The following is a 16,340-nucleotide window of genomic DNA, read 5'->3' on the forward strand; positions in this document are numbered from 1 at the left end:
TTTTTGGGATTCGTTAAAGTTTTGCTGCTAGCATTTCTTCAAGTTTGCCTTGGTCGATAGCGAAGTTGCGAATACCTTCCGCTAATTTCTCGATAGCCATTGGGTCTTGGTTATGGTCCCACAAGAACTCAGCATGTGTCATTGGAGCAGGGCGAGTCGCGGTACCTTTAGAGTCGATAAGTTTCTCAACGACATCGCCTTCTGCTTCTTCTAGCTCTTGCAGCAGGTTAGGGCTGATCGTTAGGCGGTCACAACCGGCAAGCTCAAGAATTTCACCGATGTTGCGGAAGCTTGCGCCCATCACTACCGTGTTGTAGCCGTATTCTTTGTAGTAGTCATAGATAGACGTCACAGAGACAACACCCGGATCTTCTTGCGCTTCAAAATCACGACCTTCTTTAGCCTTGTACCAGTCCATGATGCGACCGACAAAAGGTGAAATCAGGAATACGCCTGCTTCAGCACAAGCACGAGCTTGCGCGAAAGAGAATAGAAGCGTTAGGTTACAGTTGATGCCTTCTTTTTCGAGCACTTCTGCCGCACGGATGCCTTCCCATGTCGAAGCAAGCTTGATTAGGATGCGGTCATTTGAAATACCCGCGTCGTTGTACATTTGGATAAGCTTACGAGCTTGTTTAATGCTGCCTTCAGTATCGTAAGAAAGACGAGCGTCGACCTCTGTCGAAATGCGACCAGGGATGGTAGTAAGAATTTCTTTACCAATGCTAACAGCAAGCATATCTCCGGCGTCTAGCAATTGCTGTGCTTTATGTTGGCTCTGTGCTTTAGCGTATTTGATCGCTTGGTCGATAAGCGGGGCATAATCTGCGATTTGTGCCGCTTTCAAAATAAGAGAAGGGTTAGTCGTAGCATCTTCTGGCTGGTACTTACGAATTGCTTCAATGTCACCAGTGTCGGCGACAACCGTCGTCAGTTTGCGTAGTTGCGCTAATTTATTGCTCATCGGTACGTTCCTATAGTTGAGGCAAGGCCGTCTCATAATCTAAGTGCGACATCAGTAGCGTCTTAAAATAGCTACTGAACAAAATCCTAATCAGCGAGCATTCATGCGTGAGCAAGTGTTTAGCTCGTGAGTAAATGTTGACCCATATTTAACTCATGCAGACGAAAAGTCAATAAAATATCCTTACAAAATGAAGCGTTCATTGGATTGCTTTTCGTTTTTGATACCAAAGGCGCACTTTTGTCGTTCGCCCTTACGGTGCGTGGCGACAGTTACCCTCGTATTGCTCACAAAGTGGTCTGAGATATTGTAATGCTGTTGAGCAAATGTCATGAATGCCGTATGCTGATACATATGTTCAACGTGTGAACCAATGTACACTCTCTTTACGGGTGATTGGACGAATAGTAGAGCTTTAAGTATATGGATAATTCAGAAACAAGCGCAGATGTACTTACCCAAATTGCTGTTGCATATTATCAAGATGGCGCCACTCAAGAAGAAATATCCAAGAAATTTGGTGTGTCTCGAGCAAAAATAGGGCGCTTACTCAAACAGGCGAGAGACGAAGGCATTGTTGATATCACGGTAAAGTACCACCCAGTTTATAGCGCTAAGATAGAGCAACGCTTAGTCGAGCGTTTTGGGGTGAAGCGTGCTTTGATTGCATTGGATCAACCAGATGGTCAATCGCAGCGTAATCAGGTCGCCGGTTTAGTATCAAGCTACCTCGCGCAAACGCTGAAAACAGGGATGGTTGTTACTGTGGGGCAGGGACGTAATGTATCCGCGGTTGCCCATCATACTGGTGTTATAAGCCCACGAGCTTGTAAGTTTGTTTGTGGCATTGGTGGTATTCATCCTCGAGGTGGGCTTTTCAATGCCGATCATATTTGCCGTCAGCTAGCAAAAATCTACGGGGGCTCATCAGAGACACTTTACGCCCCAGCATATGCCGAGAATAAAGAACAAAAATTGGCGTTTATGCAAAACGCGACCATTAAACAAACCCTCGATTTAGCGCGTAAAGCCGATATGGCGTTGATTGGTATTGGTGACATGAGTGAAAACAGTTACATGGTTGATCTCGGGTGGTTCACAGCCGATGAAGTGGTTCAAGCGCGCCTTCACCAAGGTGTCGTGGGGGATTTTGCTGGGTATGATTTTTTCGACATTCATGGAAATGCCGCTAATACGGTGATGAGTGACCGCGTTATTGGGCTTGGGTTAGAAGAGTTCAGAATGATTTCTGAGGTGATTGCTATTGCTTCGGAAAACAGTAAGCCAATGGCGTTGCTTGGGGCATTAAGAACGGGGGCTATCGATGTGATTGCAACCAGCGTGAGTAATGCCCTAACGGTACTTAATCTCGACGAACAGATGCGCAACGTGGAACGCCGTCTCTGATAAAAAAACTTTGGGTGAAAAGCGTCTTAAGAGAAATCACGATCATTAAGCGCGGTAAGCAAGGCGTGATATCGAGCAGGTAACACTCTTCTTTTCTTTTTAATAAGGTACAGTGGTTCAGTGATGGCATTGGGAGTGGGGCTTACCGTCACTAAATCTTTGAAGACGGAATGAGTGATAGCCACTTTAGGGAGTACCGTCATTCCAATGCCCATTGAGACCGGCTGAAGAATCTGGCTCAGTTGGTTGATATAGGTGACCTTTTTGACCTTTCCCCAATCTAAGTCGCGTAATTCTTCATGACCACTGTTTTCGAAAAACTTTTCAAAATAGTGCTGTGCATCTGGGTGAGCCACGACCCCTAATGTCGTCATATCGTTCAAAATACTGCCACTAGATTGATAGTTTTTGGGTGTCACTAGGCTAATCTCTAGTCGACCAATAAGCTCGCAAGATAACTCGGATTGATTAGGGATATACGTCACGACGCCGATATCGACATAACCTTCTAGAACATCCGTTATGATTTTTCTATTTGGTGCGGCTTCTAAATTGGTTGAAAGACCAGGGTGCACCGTTTGTAAAGAAAGGAGCTCAGGGTAGAGTGCGGTTGCGATTGCGCCAGGGGCGGCGATATTGAATACGCCTTGATGAGGGTCATCGAAGCTGAGCTGTTCTTTCAATACTTGTTCATGTTTGGCAAGATCAACGGCGTAACGGTAAACGATCTCACCCTGTTCTGTGAGTTCAAAGGTCTTTCCTTCGCGACTGATAAGCGCCGCGCCTAAGTCCCGCTCAAGTTTCTTGATATGTTGGCTGACGCCGGGTTGAGTCATAAATAATTTCTCAGCCGTTTGAGTAAAATGCCCCACTTCAACCAGTGTTCTATAAGTGTTGAGCCATGTCGTATTTATCACGCGCCATACCATAATAAAAAATTATTGTTTTTATCTTATATGATAATGCAATGATTTGTCATCTTGCTTTTATGGTCACACTTGTATTGAACTTGCTAATTAGCGAAATAGAACTACGCTTAAAGAGTCTCATAACATAGGTGACCAGATGATCTTCCTGACTCTCAAAGTCTTGCAGATTGGAATTGTATACGGGTACAAGAAGTACAAAGCTAATCCAAATGCCCACTAAACTCGTGGGCATTTTTGTGCGTCATTTAAATTTTTGTGTATCATTTAAGGGGGGATTCGGTCACTCTCCTTGATATTACTCTCTTGCTGCTCAGCGAAAACCGTTCTTAGTTGTTTCTACTTTTGAGCGTATGATATTGAGTTTTTTACCGTCATTGATGCGACCAAAATGGTTATTACTCCTATACTGATTTCACCACAATGATAGGAGCGTTATCATGATTACCCCCCCAAATACTAACCATACCTACCCACGCAATTTTTCACATATTGGGATCTCTGTCCCTGATTTAGACGCGGCGGTTAAGTTTTATACTGAAGTGCTAGGTTGGTATCTGATCATGGCGCCGACCGACGTGATCGAAGATAACTCAGCTATTGGAGAGATGTGTACGGATGTCTTCGGTGCAGGGTGGGAGCATTTTCGTATAGCGCACCTTTCTACTGGCGACCGAATTGGTGTCGAACTGTTTGAATTTAAAAACCAAGAGAATCCGGAAGATAACTTTGAATACTGGAAAACGGGGATATTCCACTTTTGTGTTCAAGATCCAGACGTAGAGGGATTAGCGGATAAAATTGTGGCTGCGGGAGGCAAGAAACGCATGAAAGCCCCACGTTATTATTACCCTGGTGAAAAACCGTATCGCATGATTTATATGGAAGACCCGTTTGGTAACATTCTTGAGATCTATTCACACAGTTATGAATTGCATTATTCAAGCGGTGCGTATAACGGATAGCATTAAGGCTTAAGGAGCAAGGTTCAGGTTAAAAAATAAAAAGCTAGCAAACTGCCAGCTTTTTTATTTTTATTTCTTTATACCTCAACGGGTAAGTCGACTCGCTGACCCCATTCTGTCCATGAACCGTCGTATACCGCTAGGTCGGTATACCCACAAATCGTCGCACCAAGAGCAAGAATACAAGCGGTCACCCCTGACCCACAACTGAACACGATCGGTGTGCTTTTATCCTCAGAAATACCCGCAAACAGAGTCGTCAGTTCTTCTTTTGGTTTAAGAGTGCCATCGCGCATCAACTCAGCGAACGGTAAACAAAGAGAGGAAGGAATATGACCACTGCGGACGCCTTCTCGCGGTTCTTTCGCTTTGCCACTAAACCTGGCTAAAGAGCGAGCGTCGACAATTTTTCTGGTTTGTTCGGACGAATGCGTGAGAACTTGTTCCGCGGTGAGAAAAAATTGACTACTTAAGGGTTGATTTAATGATGTTACGTTCGCGTTGACATACCCGGAGTCAACGGGGTATTGATGCGCTTTCCATGCTGGTAGGCCACCAGATAAAACGTAGACGCTTTCAAAACCAAGAGCTTTAAGCATCCACCAGGCTCTTGGGGAAGCATAAGTCCCCGAATTATCGTATACCACTATGGTGGAATCAGGAGTAATCCCTAGCTCAGAGGCGAGCTGGTTGAAGCGTTGCGAAGAAGGCATCATATGAGGGAGTGGATTGTTTAGATCGCAAAATACGCGGTCGTAATCAAAACGCTGAGACTGCGGAATCACACCAGATGTATCCTTTGGTGGTTCCATAGGAATTTGGAATTCAATACTGGTGTCTAAAATCACAAGAGAGTCATCTTCACCTAGTTTCTCATATAACCAGGTCGCACTGACAAGTGGCAACATTATAGTGTCCTTCTTTATTGTTGCTGACAAGACACTAATTGATAAGTGCTCGTCGTGGAAAATGGGTTTTGGAGTTGATTCAGGGTGACTAAGGTGCCAATTTGACAGCGACGGCTCAGATCCGTATTGACACGGGTGGTCGATTTATCGGGAAGCTCAACGGTCAAGTAATAGCGGTTGCCATCTAAGGATTGCGTTAAGGTCTGGCTCATGACTTGTCCTTGAATCGTAGCGACTGTGCGGGTAAGAGGGAACCATAGAAGAAACGCCAATAAGCCGATACCCAAAGCGAGAAGACTAATTCCGACTTTTAATGACTGCAAGGCGCTACTCCTTTCATTTTTTATACCACGTACGCACGACCACCCAATTGCATACTTGCTAATGCTAATGCCATTAACTACAGGTAGGGCACGTAGGGGATTTTGGTAGCCCCAATTCTCGCCACGTTAACGTGAGTGCATCAAACATTAATAACTTTCCGGTCTTCACTTGTCCATATTGAGCGATAACTTTAATCGCTTCCAATGCCTGCATTGAGCCAATAATACCTACAACAGGGGATAAGACTCCCGCTTCAACGCAGGAAAGACTGGTATCGCCGAACAACGCACTTAAGCACTGATAGCAAGGCAGTGCCTCATTGTCGTAAGTAAAGACGGATATTTGCCCTTCCATTCGAATGGCGGCGCCACATACCAACGGCGTTTTAGTTTTAAAGCATAGTCTATTGAGCTGATTTCGAGTCTCTACATTGTCTGTCGCGTCCAAGACAAGAGTATGTGTCTGGATAAGCGTTAATAATTCGTCATCGTCTAACCTGTCTTTAATCGCGGTTACCGCTATATTTGGATTAAGCGCACAGAGAGAGGCTTTCGCTGAATCGACTTTAGCTGAGCCAACATCGCTATCCGAATGTAGCACTTGACGCTGTAGGTTCGAAAGCTCCACAGTGTCATCATCGACAATGGTGAGGTGACCAACACCAGCAGCAGCAAGGTATTGCCCTGCCGCACACCCAAGTCCACCCGCACCAATCATCAATATTGATGACTGTTTTAATGCCTCTTGACCATCAAAATCAAAGTTTTTCATGATGATTTGGCGATTGTAGCGAAGCATCTCGTGATCAGAAAGAATGTCCAATTTGTCCCCTACTAATACAGCGTTGAGTTTAAGAGTTGAATTTGTACCGTCTCTCCAATCGCCACATTACCGCGATCTTGCTCTAATACCACGAAGCAGTTAGCTAGACTCATTGAGCGGAACGCTCCTGAGCTTTGGTTACCTGTTGATTCGACTTCAAACTGGCCGTTAACAATAGAATAAATACCGCGTTGATAATCCGTGCGACCAGGGCCTTTTTTAAATGCGGTTTGCGTGATTGCAGGGATAGATTCCGGTGCTTTCCACTGGGAATGTCCAGCTAACTTTGCAAGTAAGGGCTGAACCAGAACATACATGGTCAGCACGGCCGATACTGGGTTGCCTGGTAGGCCGCAGAACCATGCGTGGTCAAGCTCACCAAAGGCAAAAGGTTTGCCGGGTTTGATAGCAAGTTTCCAAAACCCAATTTGCCCCAATTCCTCTAAGATATCTTTGGTGTAGTCGGCTTCACCCACACTTACACCGCCAGAAGTGATCACGACATCAGCGTCTTTTTGTGTACTAATAAAGGTATTACGTAGCGTCTCCTGACAGTCGGGGATAATGCCAAGATCAATCGCCTCACAACCAAAGTTGTCGATCAGGGGTTTAATGCCGTAACGATTGCTGTCGTATATTTGCCCGTCTTCTAACGTGGTTCCTAACGGACGGAGTTCATCACCCGTTGAGAAAAAGGCGACCTTGGGCTTGCGAAATACTTTTACATGACTAAACCCCAATGTAGCAATCATGGGAATATCACGTGCAGTCAAACGTGCGCCTTGCGCTAAGACGACGTTCCCTTGCTCAATATCATCGCCGGTTGGACGAATATTCATATTATGTTTGACGTTGTCTTGTATGAAGGTGATGGCGTCACCGTCAACTTTGGTATTCTCTTGCATGATGACCGCGTCACAACCATGCGGTATTTTTGCGCCGGTCATAATTCGGATGCAGGTATTCTCTGGCCAAACGCCTTCAAATGGCAGCCCGGCGAAAGATTTGCCAGCAAGCACTAACGTAGTGCTTTTTTCCAAATCAGCAATGCGAACCGCATACCCATCCATGGCTGAATTATCAAAAGGGGGTACGTTGATAGGGGATAACAAGTCTTCAGCAAGGACAAAACCGAGTGCTTCGGGTAGTGAGCGTTCAATCGTGTCTGTGATTGGTTTTATTGGTGTGAGCATTTTTGATAATGCTTCTTCGATTGGCATTAAGCCCGGAGCGTCGCAGCAACCCATAAAATATGTATTCCTAATTCATTGCTAATATCGTCCAGATTTTATCATATTTTTTGTCAATAACGCGGATAGAAAACTGGGATAGTCGACAAAACTAACCATAAAATGGGGGGTGTAATTACTATTGAATGCGCGTATCCTAATCATCCCTTGCGGGACTAGTAAGAGGTAAGTAAATGTCAGCGCTAAGCGAATCTGCAATATTGGTCAAGGAAGCTCTCTCAAAACGTGGTTTAGAGACACCAATGTTGCCAAACACAGTCAGTCGAGAAGAGAAAAAAGAACGCATTGAACATCATATGCGGGAGATTTTGACGTTACTTCAACTTGATTTAACTGATGACAGCTTAATGGAAACACCACAACGTATCGCTAAAATGTACGTCGATGAAATTTTTTCAGGCTTGGACTACGAGCGTTTTCCAAAGATCACTGTTATTGAAAACAAAATGAATGTCAGCGAAATGGTGAGAGTAAAAGACATTACTGTCACCAGTACATGTGAACATCATCTTGTGACCATTGATGGCAAGGCCGCGGTGGCATACATTCCTCGAGGTAAAATCATTGGCTTATCAAAAATCAATCGTATTGTGCGATTTTTTGCCCAACGACCTCAAGTACAAGAACGCATGACCCAACAAATTCTCGTCGCACTGCAAGCCTTGTTAGAAACAGATGATGTTGCAGTGACAATGGATGCTGTACATTATTGTGTTAAGTCACGAGGTGTGATGGATGCAACCAGTGAAACGACGACAACGGCTCTAGGCGGGATATTTAAATCTATTCCGGCGACCCGTCACGAATTTTTAAGTGGCCTTAGATAATACGTTATGCTATTTAAGAATTGATTGATTTTAACAACAACGCCTTCGAAATTCGAAGGCGTTGTTGTATTTAGCATTCGTTTTCAGCCATACTATTGAAAATCTAAAGGAATTATAAGATAGAGTCAGCTTATTACTTCTGGTAATGGATACGGTAGTGATGAATAATCACTGATAAGTAAAGATCTGTCTCGTTGGACTAGTTGGATGAATAGACTTCAAAAAATCTATAACTATGCAGAGCCAAACCTATTTTTAGTGGTATTAATGGGAGGGCTCGGCTTTCCGTTATATTATTGGGTGTGGGATTATATATTTCCACAAGCCTATGAAAATCTCTGGCTACGACTCGCGTGCAGTGCTTCGGTTATGGTGTTGGCCTGTCGTCACTATCTACCGCGAAGTTTGAAGCAATATCTTCCACACTACTACTTATTTTCAATAGGGCTTTGCCTACCTTTTTTCTTTTTTTACATGATGCTAATGAATAATTGGTCCGATGTTTGGGTCTTATCTTTCATGTCATCCATCTTTATTCATATTTTGCTCGTTCATGACACTCGAGTGATGTGTATCCAAGCCATAATATCGTTACTGCTGGCGTCCGCTGTTGCTGATTTTGTCTCGGATGGTACGGTAGAATTTGCACACAAGCTCAGTTTTATCCCTATCTTTGGCTTTACTTATGTGTTTGGTAACCTGTTTTATTTTAGAAACCAAACTGAACACGAAGCAAAAGTTTCCATTGCCAAATCGTTTGGTGCGGGTATTGCGCATGAAATGCGAAACCCGTTAAGTGCCTTGTTATCTTCGTTTGAAGTGATGCGCTCCGTTGTGCCGAATAGTAATTCGTCTTATCGACATTCTTATCATCTGAATGCACAAGAAATCCAAACGTTAAACGATATCATTGATGAGTCAATGAAAGTCATTTGGGCGGGTAATGAAACTATTGATCTATTGTTGACATCCATTGACAAAAATAGGGTATCTACCTCCACGTTTTGTAAGCACCGAGCTAGGTTTGTCATTGAAAATGCGGTAAAAAGTTATGCCTACAAAAACGAATCAGAACGAAGAGCGGTAAACCTAGAACTCGATGAAGACTTTGAGTATCTGGGCAGTGACACTTTGCTTAAGTACGTTGTTTACAATTTGCTTAAAAATGCTTTTCGTCATAGAGGTGCTGAGCGATTTACCATCTCAATCCGCTCTAAAAAAACCGGTGATGGCTACAGTTTACTCGTTAAAGATACAGGGTTAGGTATTGAACCTGATCTGATTAAGAATATATTCGAAGATTTTTATACGACAGGAAAAAATGGCACATTTGGGCTTGGACTCTCTTTTTGCAAAAAAGTGATGACGTCATTTGGTGGTCAAATTAAGTGTCGTTCGATTCAAGGGAAGTGGACAGAGTTTGAACTTAAGTTTCCTTATTACGCTTCAAGTACCATTAATCATATTAAGCTTGATCTTATGAAATCAAAATCCCTTCTTTATATTGGTCAAGATAGCTCAATGATCAAAGAAAAGCTCAATACGATTGGTGCAAGCACCGATCTCAGTGTTAAAACGGTATCGATGGCAGAAGCATCGACGTATGAAGAACATCAATTTGAATATAACTTGATTATTATTGATGGTCGATTAGACCGGGATGGCTGGGCATTAATGTCACGCCTTGAAGGAAAACTCTCATTTACTGAGGCAAGAATCGCCTTTTTACATGATCCCCTTGACGTACGAAACTTGTACTTTCAACGCTACGTCACCATTGAACTGTTTGAGTGGCAAAAATTCTTTGATAACCCTAGTGCTTCATTAGACTATTTAATGTTTGATGCCTTTCGTGAAGTTGATGAAGTCCCTTCTTATAACGAAATTTCAAGTCAACGCACGGTTATGATTGTCGACGATAATCATTCTTTACGTTCTATTACCACAATTATGCTAGAGAAGCAGGGCTTACATGTACTGCAAGCTGAGAATGGGCAGGTCGCACTTGATAAGCTGGCAACGGAATCGGTGGATCTGATATTGATGGATATCGAAATGCCCGTTCTTGACGGCTTAAGTGCAACTAAAATTATTCGAGAATCTAACACCGCCTATGCCTCAGTACCCATCGTGGGTTACACGGGTGACAAAAGTGAAGAGACCATTGTAAAAATAAACGAATATGGCATGAATGACTATGTCGTAAAACCGACGCCTAAAGATGAGCTTATAGACAAAGTAGCGGCTTGGATTTAAATGCTACCCATTTCCCCTAGCGCCTTTCACGCTAGGGGCGTACGTAATCGTGTTAACGCTTTGTATGACGCGCTTTACACGTAGTCACTTATCTAGCAAGAGTGACATTACTAGGTGCTCATTGTGACCAAATGCCTATTAGTCACCAAACATCTATTAGGTTCCCAACATATATTAACTTCCCAACACATATTAACTACCAAGCACCTAACAGCTAACGAGTGCTTGATCGTTTCCTAGTATTTAATCGTTAATCAAAAACCAATTCGGGATTGTCCCATGCTTGCTGACAAACGTTGATTACACGATTTAATTCCTCAAGTGTATGCTCGGCATTAACAGAAAAGCGTAATATGTGCTTTCCATTTGGCGTTGCTGGTGGACAAAAGATTGAACCAAAAATGCCATGACTCTCAAAGAAGTTGCGTACTTTAAGCGTGTTCTGAGCATCACCAGTATCTAAACCAAAGATTTGCGATTCACTGCGAATATCAAACCCAATACTTCGTAAACGACGACCTAAGTATTCTGCATTGTCTTTTAAGGTTTTACGTCGTTGGTCAGCCGCAACAATGACCTCCAATGTCGTTTCTAAGCGTTTCATTTCATACGGCAGCATAGCCGAACTAAATATTGCCGGATAAGCGACCATAGGAATACAGTAGGCTGTTTTCTTGTTTGCCAGAATAGCGCCGGCTCGGTAAGAAAAGGTTTTCGCTAGGCTTGCTGTAATGAAATCTACATGTTCTGTTAATCCAAGCTCTGCGACCAGTCCTGCTCCTTTTGGTCCATGTGTGCCTAACGAGTGTGACTCGTCGACGACTAGTGCGCATTCGTGTTCGTAGGATATAGACACAAGGTCAACTAAAGGAGCAATCGTTCCTATCGTGCTGTAGATTGAGTCAACTAAGATGATGCCTGGGCCATTTCTCTTGATTTGTCTATTTAGATGACGAGTATTGTTGTGCATAAAAGGAAAGATTTTTGCGCCAGCTATACGCGCGCCTTCCCATAACGATGCGTGGGCAAAGAAATCGATGTACACATTTGTATCTTTATTGCATATCGCCTGAAGTAAATTAATGTTTGCAGTCCAACCCGATTGCGCGACCAAGCAACTCTCAAATCCGGTAAGTTGTGCGAGTTTTGTTTCAAATGCCGGTTTTTTATCACTACCAAGCAGAAAAACCCCCGACATTAATAGGCTTTCATCATTGTCTTGGATGGCTTGGATATGTGCATTTTTAATGGTTTCGTTACTGTTGAGACTTAGGTAATCGTTAGTTTGCATGACGACATCACCAGATTTCGGTTGCATACCACAGATAATTGGTTTTTTATCGGCATTCGAATGAATACGATCTTCAATGAAAAAATCATGCTTTTGAGTAATAAAATCAGGGAGAGCCTTTTTAATCTGAGTTAAGTGCATAACAGTATTCTCTGTGTAATTGAAATTATAAGTCGGCCGATGTATTTATTTATTGCCGATCAGAGAGTTGCTGTCACTAGCCAAATACTTATTATTTGGTGATGGTTGCAGAATGAGCTATAACTTATATTAATATGTTTATTTTGCTTATACCGATAGGGGGTCTAAGTGTTGCAAACCTTTTGTGCTTTCAGATGTTACTGATAAAAACATCACTTTCTGGCAGGGTATTTCAATTCTGGCCAATACATAAAAATAAAGCCAATACTTACCCAAATAACTGCAAATGTTGCAATGGTGAGTTCAAGAAAGCCAAAGTTGTGTAACCAGTGCCAATGAGGGTATTCGACCTCAAAAAACGAGGTGAGTCTGTGCATCGCAATTGAGCTAATGACGGATGGAAACGTGATTGCTGCAATAGAGGGTTGAAACTTAAGTCTCAAGAGTCGGAAGTAGCATAGGTAGATCATCAATGTCATCGTGATCGCGATACCTGCGAGTGCTCCCGTCAGTATGGGATCTGGCTCATCGAAGTTGATGAGGTAGGCGGACAATGTCAAATTAATGGGCGCCGCCATTATCGCGAGCGTAGGCCTTGCTCTCTTTTTTAGTACGCCTTCAAATACCAAACGATATAAGACAAGAGGAAGCATGAAGAAATAGATGCCAATGCAGATGCTAGCGATCGTTTCCGAATAAACCGTATGGCCAAACTGGGTTCCGGCCAACGAGCTACTTATTAATCCAACAGGATATAAGAACCAACTAGGGACGATGTTTGCTATCTTAAAATTACGTAACTGATAAAAGAAAAACAATAACGCTAGAGTAATATGTAACGTTAAAGCTGCGAACCAAAGTGGATAGGCAACAAGTGGTAATATTACGGCCAAATAATCACATAGTATTAATAATGCCATGCTCATTGGCGCCATTAAGCTACCGGTCAATGAATGTTTAATATCAGCCGAAAATATATGCTTGTTCAGGAGGTACTTTAATAAAACGGGGATGAGTAGAAAAGCCCCAATCGCAGCTAAAATGGGTTGAATTTGTTTACCAATACTAGGGAGGTACAGTGCCCATGCGTGCCCAAGGCCAATTATCCCAAGAGCCAATGAGGCCTGAGATGTTGGGACATTATGAAACTGAGTTAATCGTTTTACAGCGGTTATATCCATCGGCACTCAATCAGGTCTCTTGTTGTCATCCTTGTAAAAACTGCTTATGAGCTTTCGTCATATTAGCAGTCTAGCCGTCTGATTGTACCGTATTTTAGCTGTAAAAGCGCCTTAGTTTTCTTTGCTGGGTAGATCTTCTTGTTTTAGCTTTGTGTTCTTAAGTGTGCGATGTAATAACTGACTGTATATTGGTTGCCCACCCAGCATTTGCGCAACAATGGTGGCACCTAGAGCGGTGATAATCAGTGGCAAGATTAAGTGATAATTGTTAGTCATCTCGATAACCAATAAAATACCAGTAATGGGAGCGCGGACGGTCGCAGAGAAAAGGGCACCCATACCGGCAATAGCAAAGACGCCTGGTTCAATAGGCAAATCAGGAAAGATAAGTTTCGCCATTAAACCAAAGGCATAACCGAATGACGTACCGAGTGCGAGCATAGGGGCAAAAATACCACCTGGCGCGCCTGAACCAAAACAAATTAGAGTCGTGAGTACTCTGCCAATAAACAGAACAAAAAGAAATCCGGCACCAAAATCACCATTAGTGATATTAGGTATTAACCCAATGCCACCACCTGTGAGCTCGGGAATATATAAAAGCAATAAACCAAATGATCCGCCAATTAACGATCCTGTAATTAAAAATCGTTTTAAATCATTTTTGTGTAGTTTGGCAAAAAGATCTTGAAAAAGAGTAATTAATCGATTGAAGGCTACTCCAAAAACACCGAACAAGGCTCCTAATACAAGGAATAGCCAAAGGACTTGCATGCTGGGTGAGTCATATTGAGGCATCGTGATAACGGCATCTTGGCCATTGATGGTACGAAACACAATCGTTGCGGAAACCGCTGAAATAAGAACGGCTTTAATCGAGATTAATGAATACCTAAAGTGGGGCCGCATTTCTTCGACGACAAACATAATGCCAGCGAGTGGAGAGTTAAACGCAGCTGCAAGCCCGCCAGCAGCCCCTGAGGCAAGTAAAGTGTGTCGACTATCATCATCTTTGACGCGGAAAATATCCGTGACCATACGAGCGAGGTTTCCCCCCATTTGAACGGTTGGGCCTTCTCTACCAAGCACCATACCTGATCCGAGAGCGCCTAGCCCGCCAAAAAATTTCACCGGGAGCACCCGCCACCAGCGGACGGGTCTCATATTATCCATTGCACCTTCTATCTCTGGTATACCCGAGCCTGCGGCTTCTGGTGCAAATTTGTGTACAAGAAAATAGCCAACGAAGGCGAGGCATGCACTGATTAAAAATGCGGATGCCCACAGAGGGAGAACTGAGCCAATCTCGTCTTTTAGCCACTCTGTGCGAGTGTCGGTTACAAAATGAACGCCCAGTTCAAATAAGGTTCCGACAAGCCCGGCGAGAATGCCGACAATGCAAGACAAGAACAGAACTGAAATCGGTGTTTTGTCTCTAGAGAGAAATTGATTAATCGTTTCTTTGGGCACGCGTGCAAGTAACGATTGTTTAAATCTTTCTCTCTTAGTCATTGCGTGGTTGGCCTTTTGAGGATGTAAATTGATATGAGTATTGTTAAACAAAATTATACGAATTCTATGGGTTTACAACAGTGACAAGTTTGCAAAGTAGTATTGCAATATTAGTGAGGTCTTGGGGCACTGCAAGTTATTAGAAAAAAATCATCAAGAAAAAATCCGTTTTCCTTGTAATTAAGCCATTATGGTCCATAGTTAAATCGTAGGGTATGTATTCGACAAGCACGGAGGATTTGAACCCCTACGTACAATTTGGAAGTGAAGATTCACACATACTACCGCCTCGTAAATTATCTCAGCAGCTAGTTTTGCTTTGAGATTCGCAAACTCACGATTGAGTAACGAGGGTCAAGGCGCACGCAAAGTGCGCCTTTTGTCGTTTAAGGCATACTGCCTGTGCTGCTGAAAGAATGTGTGTTCTTTTTTGTTCAACGAACAACATAAGTTTCTACATTTTGCGATCTATGATGAATGGCAAATATGTTTATACTGATGGCATATTTTCGTTTTAATGGATTGATTATGTCTATACAACAAGTTCCTACCAATATCATCACTGGATTTCTTGGTGTAGGAAAAACGACGACGATTCTCAACTTGTTGAAGAATAAGCCAAAAAATGAACACTGGGCGGTTCTAGTCAATGAGTTTGGTGAAATCGGCATTGATGGTGCCCTAATGGCAGAAGGTGGGGCGTTGATCAAAGAGGTGCCTGGTGGTTGTATGTGTTGCATGGCCGGGGTGCCGATGTCGGTAGGGATCAACGCACTACTTCGGCAAAAGCCAGACCGTTTAATCATCGAGCCCACCGGATTGGGGCATCCCAAGCAGGTCATTAAAACATTAACCTCAGAACAGTATCAAAGTTATGTGGATTTGAGGGCAACAATCACGCTTGTCGACCCAAGATACTTATCCGACGATAAGTATCTGTCGAACAATAACTTCAATGATCAGCTTACCGCAGCTGACGTTGTCGTAGGCACTAAAGTTGACCAGTGCAGTGCCGAGGATGTCGACGTGTTTAATGATTGGGTGAGTGTTCAAGAACCGGCGGTGATTTTTCATCAGCTTATTAAGCACGGGCACCTACCGGTAGAGGTTTTGGACATTGAGCGCCGTTCCACAACGAGCTCGAAAGGCAATGTGGCAACGGTTATCCATGACGAACATGACCATAGTGATATGGACCCTGTTTTTGAACTGCCACCTCAACACGCATTCATTCGTAAAGAAAACAAAGGACAAGGTTATTATAGCTGTGGCTGGATCGTTGGTTCAGAGCATCTATTTGATTTTGACCAGTTGTTCTCTATGCTCAGTGATTTAACGGCGGAGAGGGTTAAAGCGGTCGTTAACACAAATAAAGGTTGCTACGCGTTTAATGTGTCCAACCGAATTGTCTCGGTAAATGAGATTTCACTGGAAGGATATGAATCTAGAATAGAGGTTATCGACAGCCAACTGCTTCCTTGGGGAGACCTAGAAAGCATATTATTGTCACTGTGTGGTCTAAAACCATAAGCGCCCAGAATACCATGTCGTTATTCGCGCGACATG

The 16,340-nt window shown here is 43.2% G+C and carries 13 protein-coding genes and 2 pseudogenes; 6 read left to right on the plus strand and 9 right to left on the minus strand.

Going from position 1 to position 16,340, the window contains the following annotated elements; genetic code table 11:
• Positions 1 to 13 precede the first annotated feature (13 nt).
• On the minus strand, positions 14 to 964 hold the full coding sequence (gene tal / locus ACE1OE_RS12600; protein WP_449211286.1) for a transaldolase: 951 nt from the start codon (positions 962 to 964) through the stop codon (positions 14 to 16).
• Between the two features lie 423 nt (positions 965 to 1,387).
• On the opposite strand from tal, the gene ACE1OE_RS12605 reads away from it, so the two are divergent.
• On the plus strand, positions 1,388 to 2,371 hold the full coding sequence (locus ACE1OE_RS12605) for a sugar-binding transcriptional regulator (protein ID WP_102470316.1): 984 nt from the start codon (positions 1,388 to 1,390) through the stop codon (positions 2,369 to 2,371).
• A 26-nt stretch (positions 2,372 to 2,397) separates the two neighbouring features.
• Here the strand turns inward: ACE1OE_RS12605 and ACE1OE_RS12610 are convergent, their stop codons facing one another.
• The gene (locus ACE1OE_RS12610) at positions 2,398 to 3,288 is read right to left on the minus strand and encodes a LysR family transcriptional regulator (RefSeq protein ID WP_102470327.1); all 891 of its coding nucleotides are present in this window, start codon (positions 3,286 to 3,288) and stop codon (positions 2,398 to 2,400) included.
• 449 nt (positions 3,289 to 3,737) lie between these two features.
• On the opposite strand from ACE1OE_RS12610, the gene ACE1OE_RS12615 reads away from it, so the two are divergent.
• Positions 3,738 to 4,262, plus strand: coding sequence for a lactoylglutathione lyase family protein (locus tag ACE1OE_RS12615; protein ID WP_449211287.1), 525 nt, complete (start codon positions 3,738 to 3,740; stop codon positions 4,260 to 4,262).
• Positions 4,263 to 4,339: 77 nt separating this feature from the next.
• Here ACE1OE_RS12615 and ACE1OE_RS12620 read toward each other — a convergent pair whose 3' ends face one another.
• The 4 genes from ACE1OE_RS12620 to moeA all read right to left on the minus strand — a co-directional run bounded on the left by ACE1OE_RS12620 (position 4,340) and on the right by moeA (position 7,563).
• Positions 4,340 to 5,173, minus strand: coding sequence for a sulfurtransferase (locus ACE1OE_RS12620; RefSeq protein ID WP_449211386.1), 834 nt, complete (start codon positions 5,171 to 5,173; stop codon positions 4,340 to 4,342).
• Positions 5,174 to 5,184: 11 nt separating this feature from the next.
• Positions 5,185 to 5,493: a hypothetical protein gene (locus ACE1OE_RS12625; RefSeq protein WP_449211288.1), complete on the minus strand. Its 309-nt coding sequence runs from the start codon at positions 5,491 to 5,493 to the stop codon at positions 5,185 to 5,187.
• A 73-nt stretch (positions 5,494 to 5,566) separates the two neighbouring features.
• Positions 5,567 to 6,316 carry a molybdopterin-synthase adenylyltransferase MoeB gene (moeB, locus tag ACE1OE_RS12630; RefSeq protein ID WP_372061253.1) on the minus strand — a complete coding sequence of 250 codons (750 nt, stop codon included), beginning with the start codon at positions 6,314 to 6,316 and terminating at the stop codon, positions 5,567 to 5,569.
• 11 nt (positions 6,317 to 6,327) lie between these two features.
• Positions 6,328 to 7,563, minus strand: coding sequence for a molybdopterin molybdotransferase MoeA (moeA, locus tag ACE1OE_RS12635; protein WP_449211289.1), 1,236 nt, complete (start codon positions 7,561 to 7,563; stop codon positions 6,328 to 6,330).
• A gap of 176 nt (positions 7,564 to 7,739) precedes the next feature.
• Here moeA and folE point away from each other — a divergent pair, with 176 nt between their 5' ends.
• Both folE and ACE1OE_RS12645 read left to right on the plus strand, forming a co-directional pair.
• Positions 7,740 to 8,393 (plus strand): GTP cyclohydrolase I FolE, encoded by a 654-nt coding sequence (folE, locus tag ACE1OE_RS12640; protein WP_449211290.1) that lies wholly within the window; start codon positions 7,740 to 7,742, stop codon positions 8,391 to 8,393.
• A gap of 207 nt (positions 8,394 to 8,600) precedes the next feature.
• Entirely contained in the window at positions 8,601 to 10,649 is a 2,049-nt protein-coding gene (locus tag ACE1OE_RS12645; protein WP_449211291.1) for a hybrid sensor histidine kinase/response regulator, read from the plus strand.
• A gap of 250 nt (positions 10,650 to 10,899) precedes the next feature.
• Here the strand turns inward: ACE1OE_RS12645 and cqsA are convergent, their stop codons facing one another.
• From cqsA to clcA, 3 genes are all read right to left on the minus strand, one after another.
• On the minus strand, positions 10,900 to 12,081 hold the full coding sequence (gene cqsA, locus ACE1OE_RS12650; RefSeq protein WP_449211292.1) for an alpha-hydroxyketone-type quorum-sensing autoinducer synthase: 1,182 nt from the start codon (positions 12,079 to 12,081) through the stop codon (positions 10,900 to 10,902).
• Between the two features lie 212 nt (positions 12,082 to 12,293).
• Entirely contained in the window at positions 12,294 to 13,262 is a 969-nt protein-coding gene (locus ACE1OE_RS12655) for a TDT family transporter (RefSeq protein WP_372061259.1), read from the minus strand.
• Positions 13,263 to 13,373: 111 nt separating this feature from the next.
• The gene (gene clcA / locus ACE1OE_RS12660) at positions 13,374 to 14,774 is read right to left on the minus strand and encodes a H(+)/Cl(-) exchange transporter ClcA (protein ID WP_449211293.1); all 1,401 of its coding nucleotides are present in this window, start codon (positions 14,772 to 14,774) and stop codon (positions 13,374 to 13,376) included.
• A 528-nt stretch (positions 14,775 to 15,302) separates the two neighbouring features.
• Between clcA and ACE1OE_RS12665 the strand changes: the two are divergent.
• Positions 15,303 to 15,903, plus strand: a pseudogene (locus ACE1OE_RS12665) (CobW family GTP-binding protein); the annotation flags it as partial.
• Positions 15,904 to 15,971: 68 nt separating this feature from the next.
• Positions 15,972 to 16,304, plus strand: a pseudogene (locus ACE1OE_RS12670) (GTP-binding protein); the annotation flags it as partial.
• Positions 16,305 to 16,340: the final 36 nt, after the last annotated feature.

The sequence above is a fragment of the Vibrio sp. E150_011 genome, from assembly GCF_053544015.1.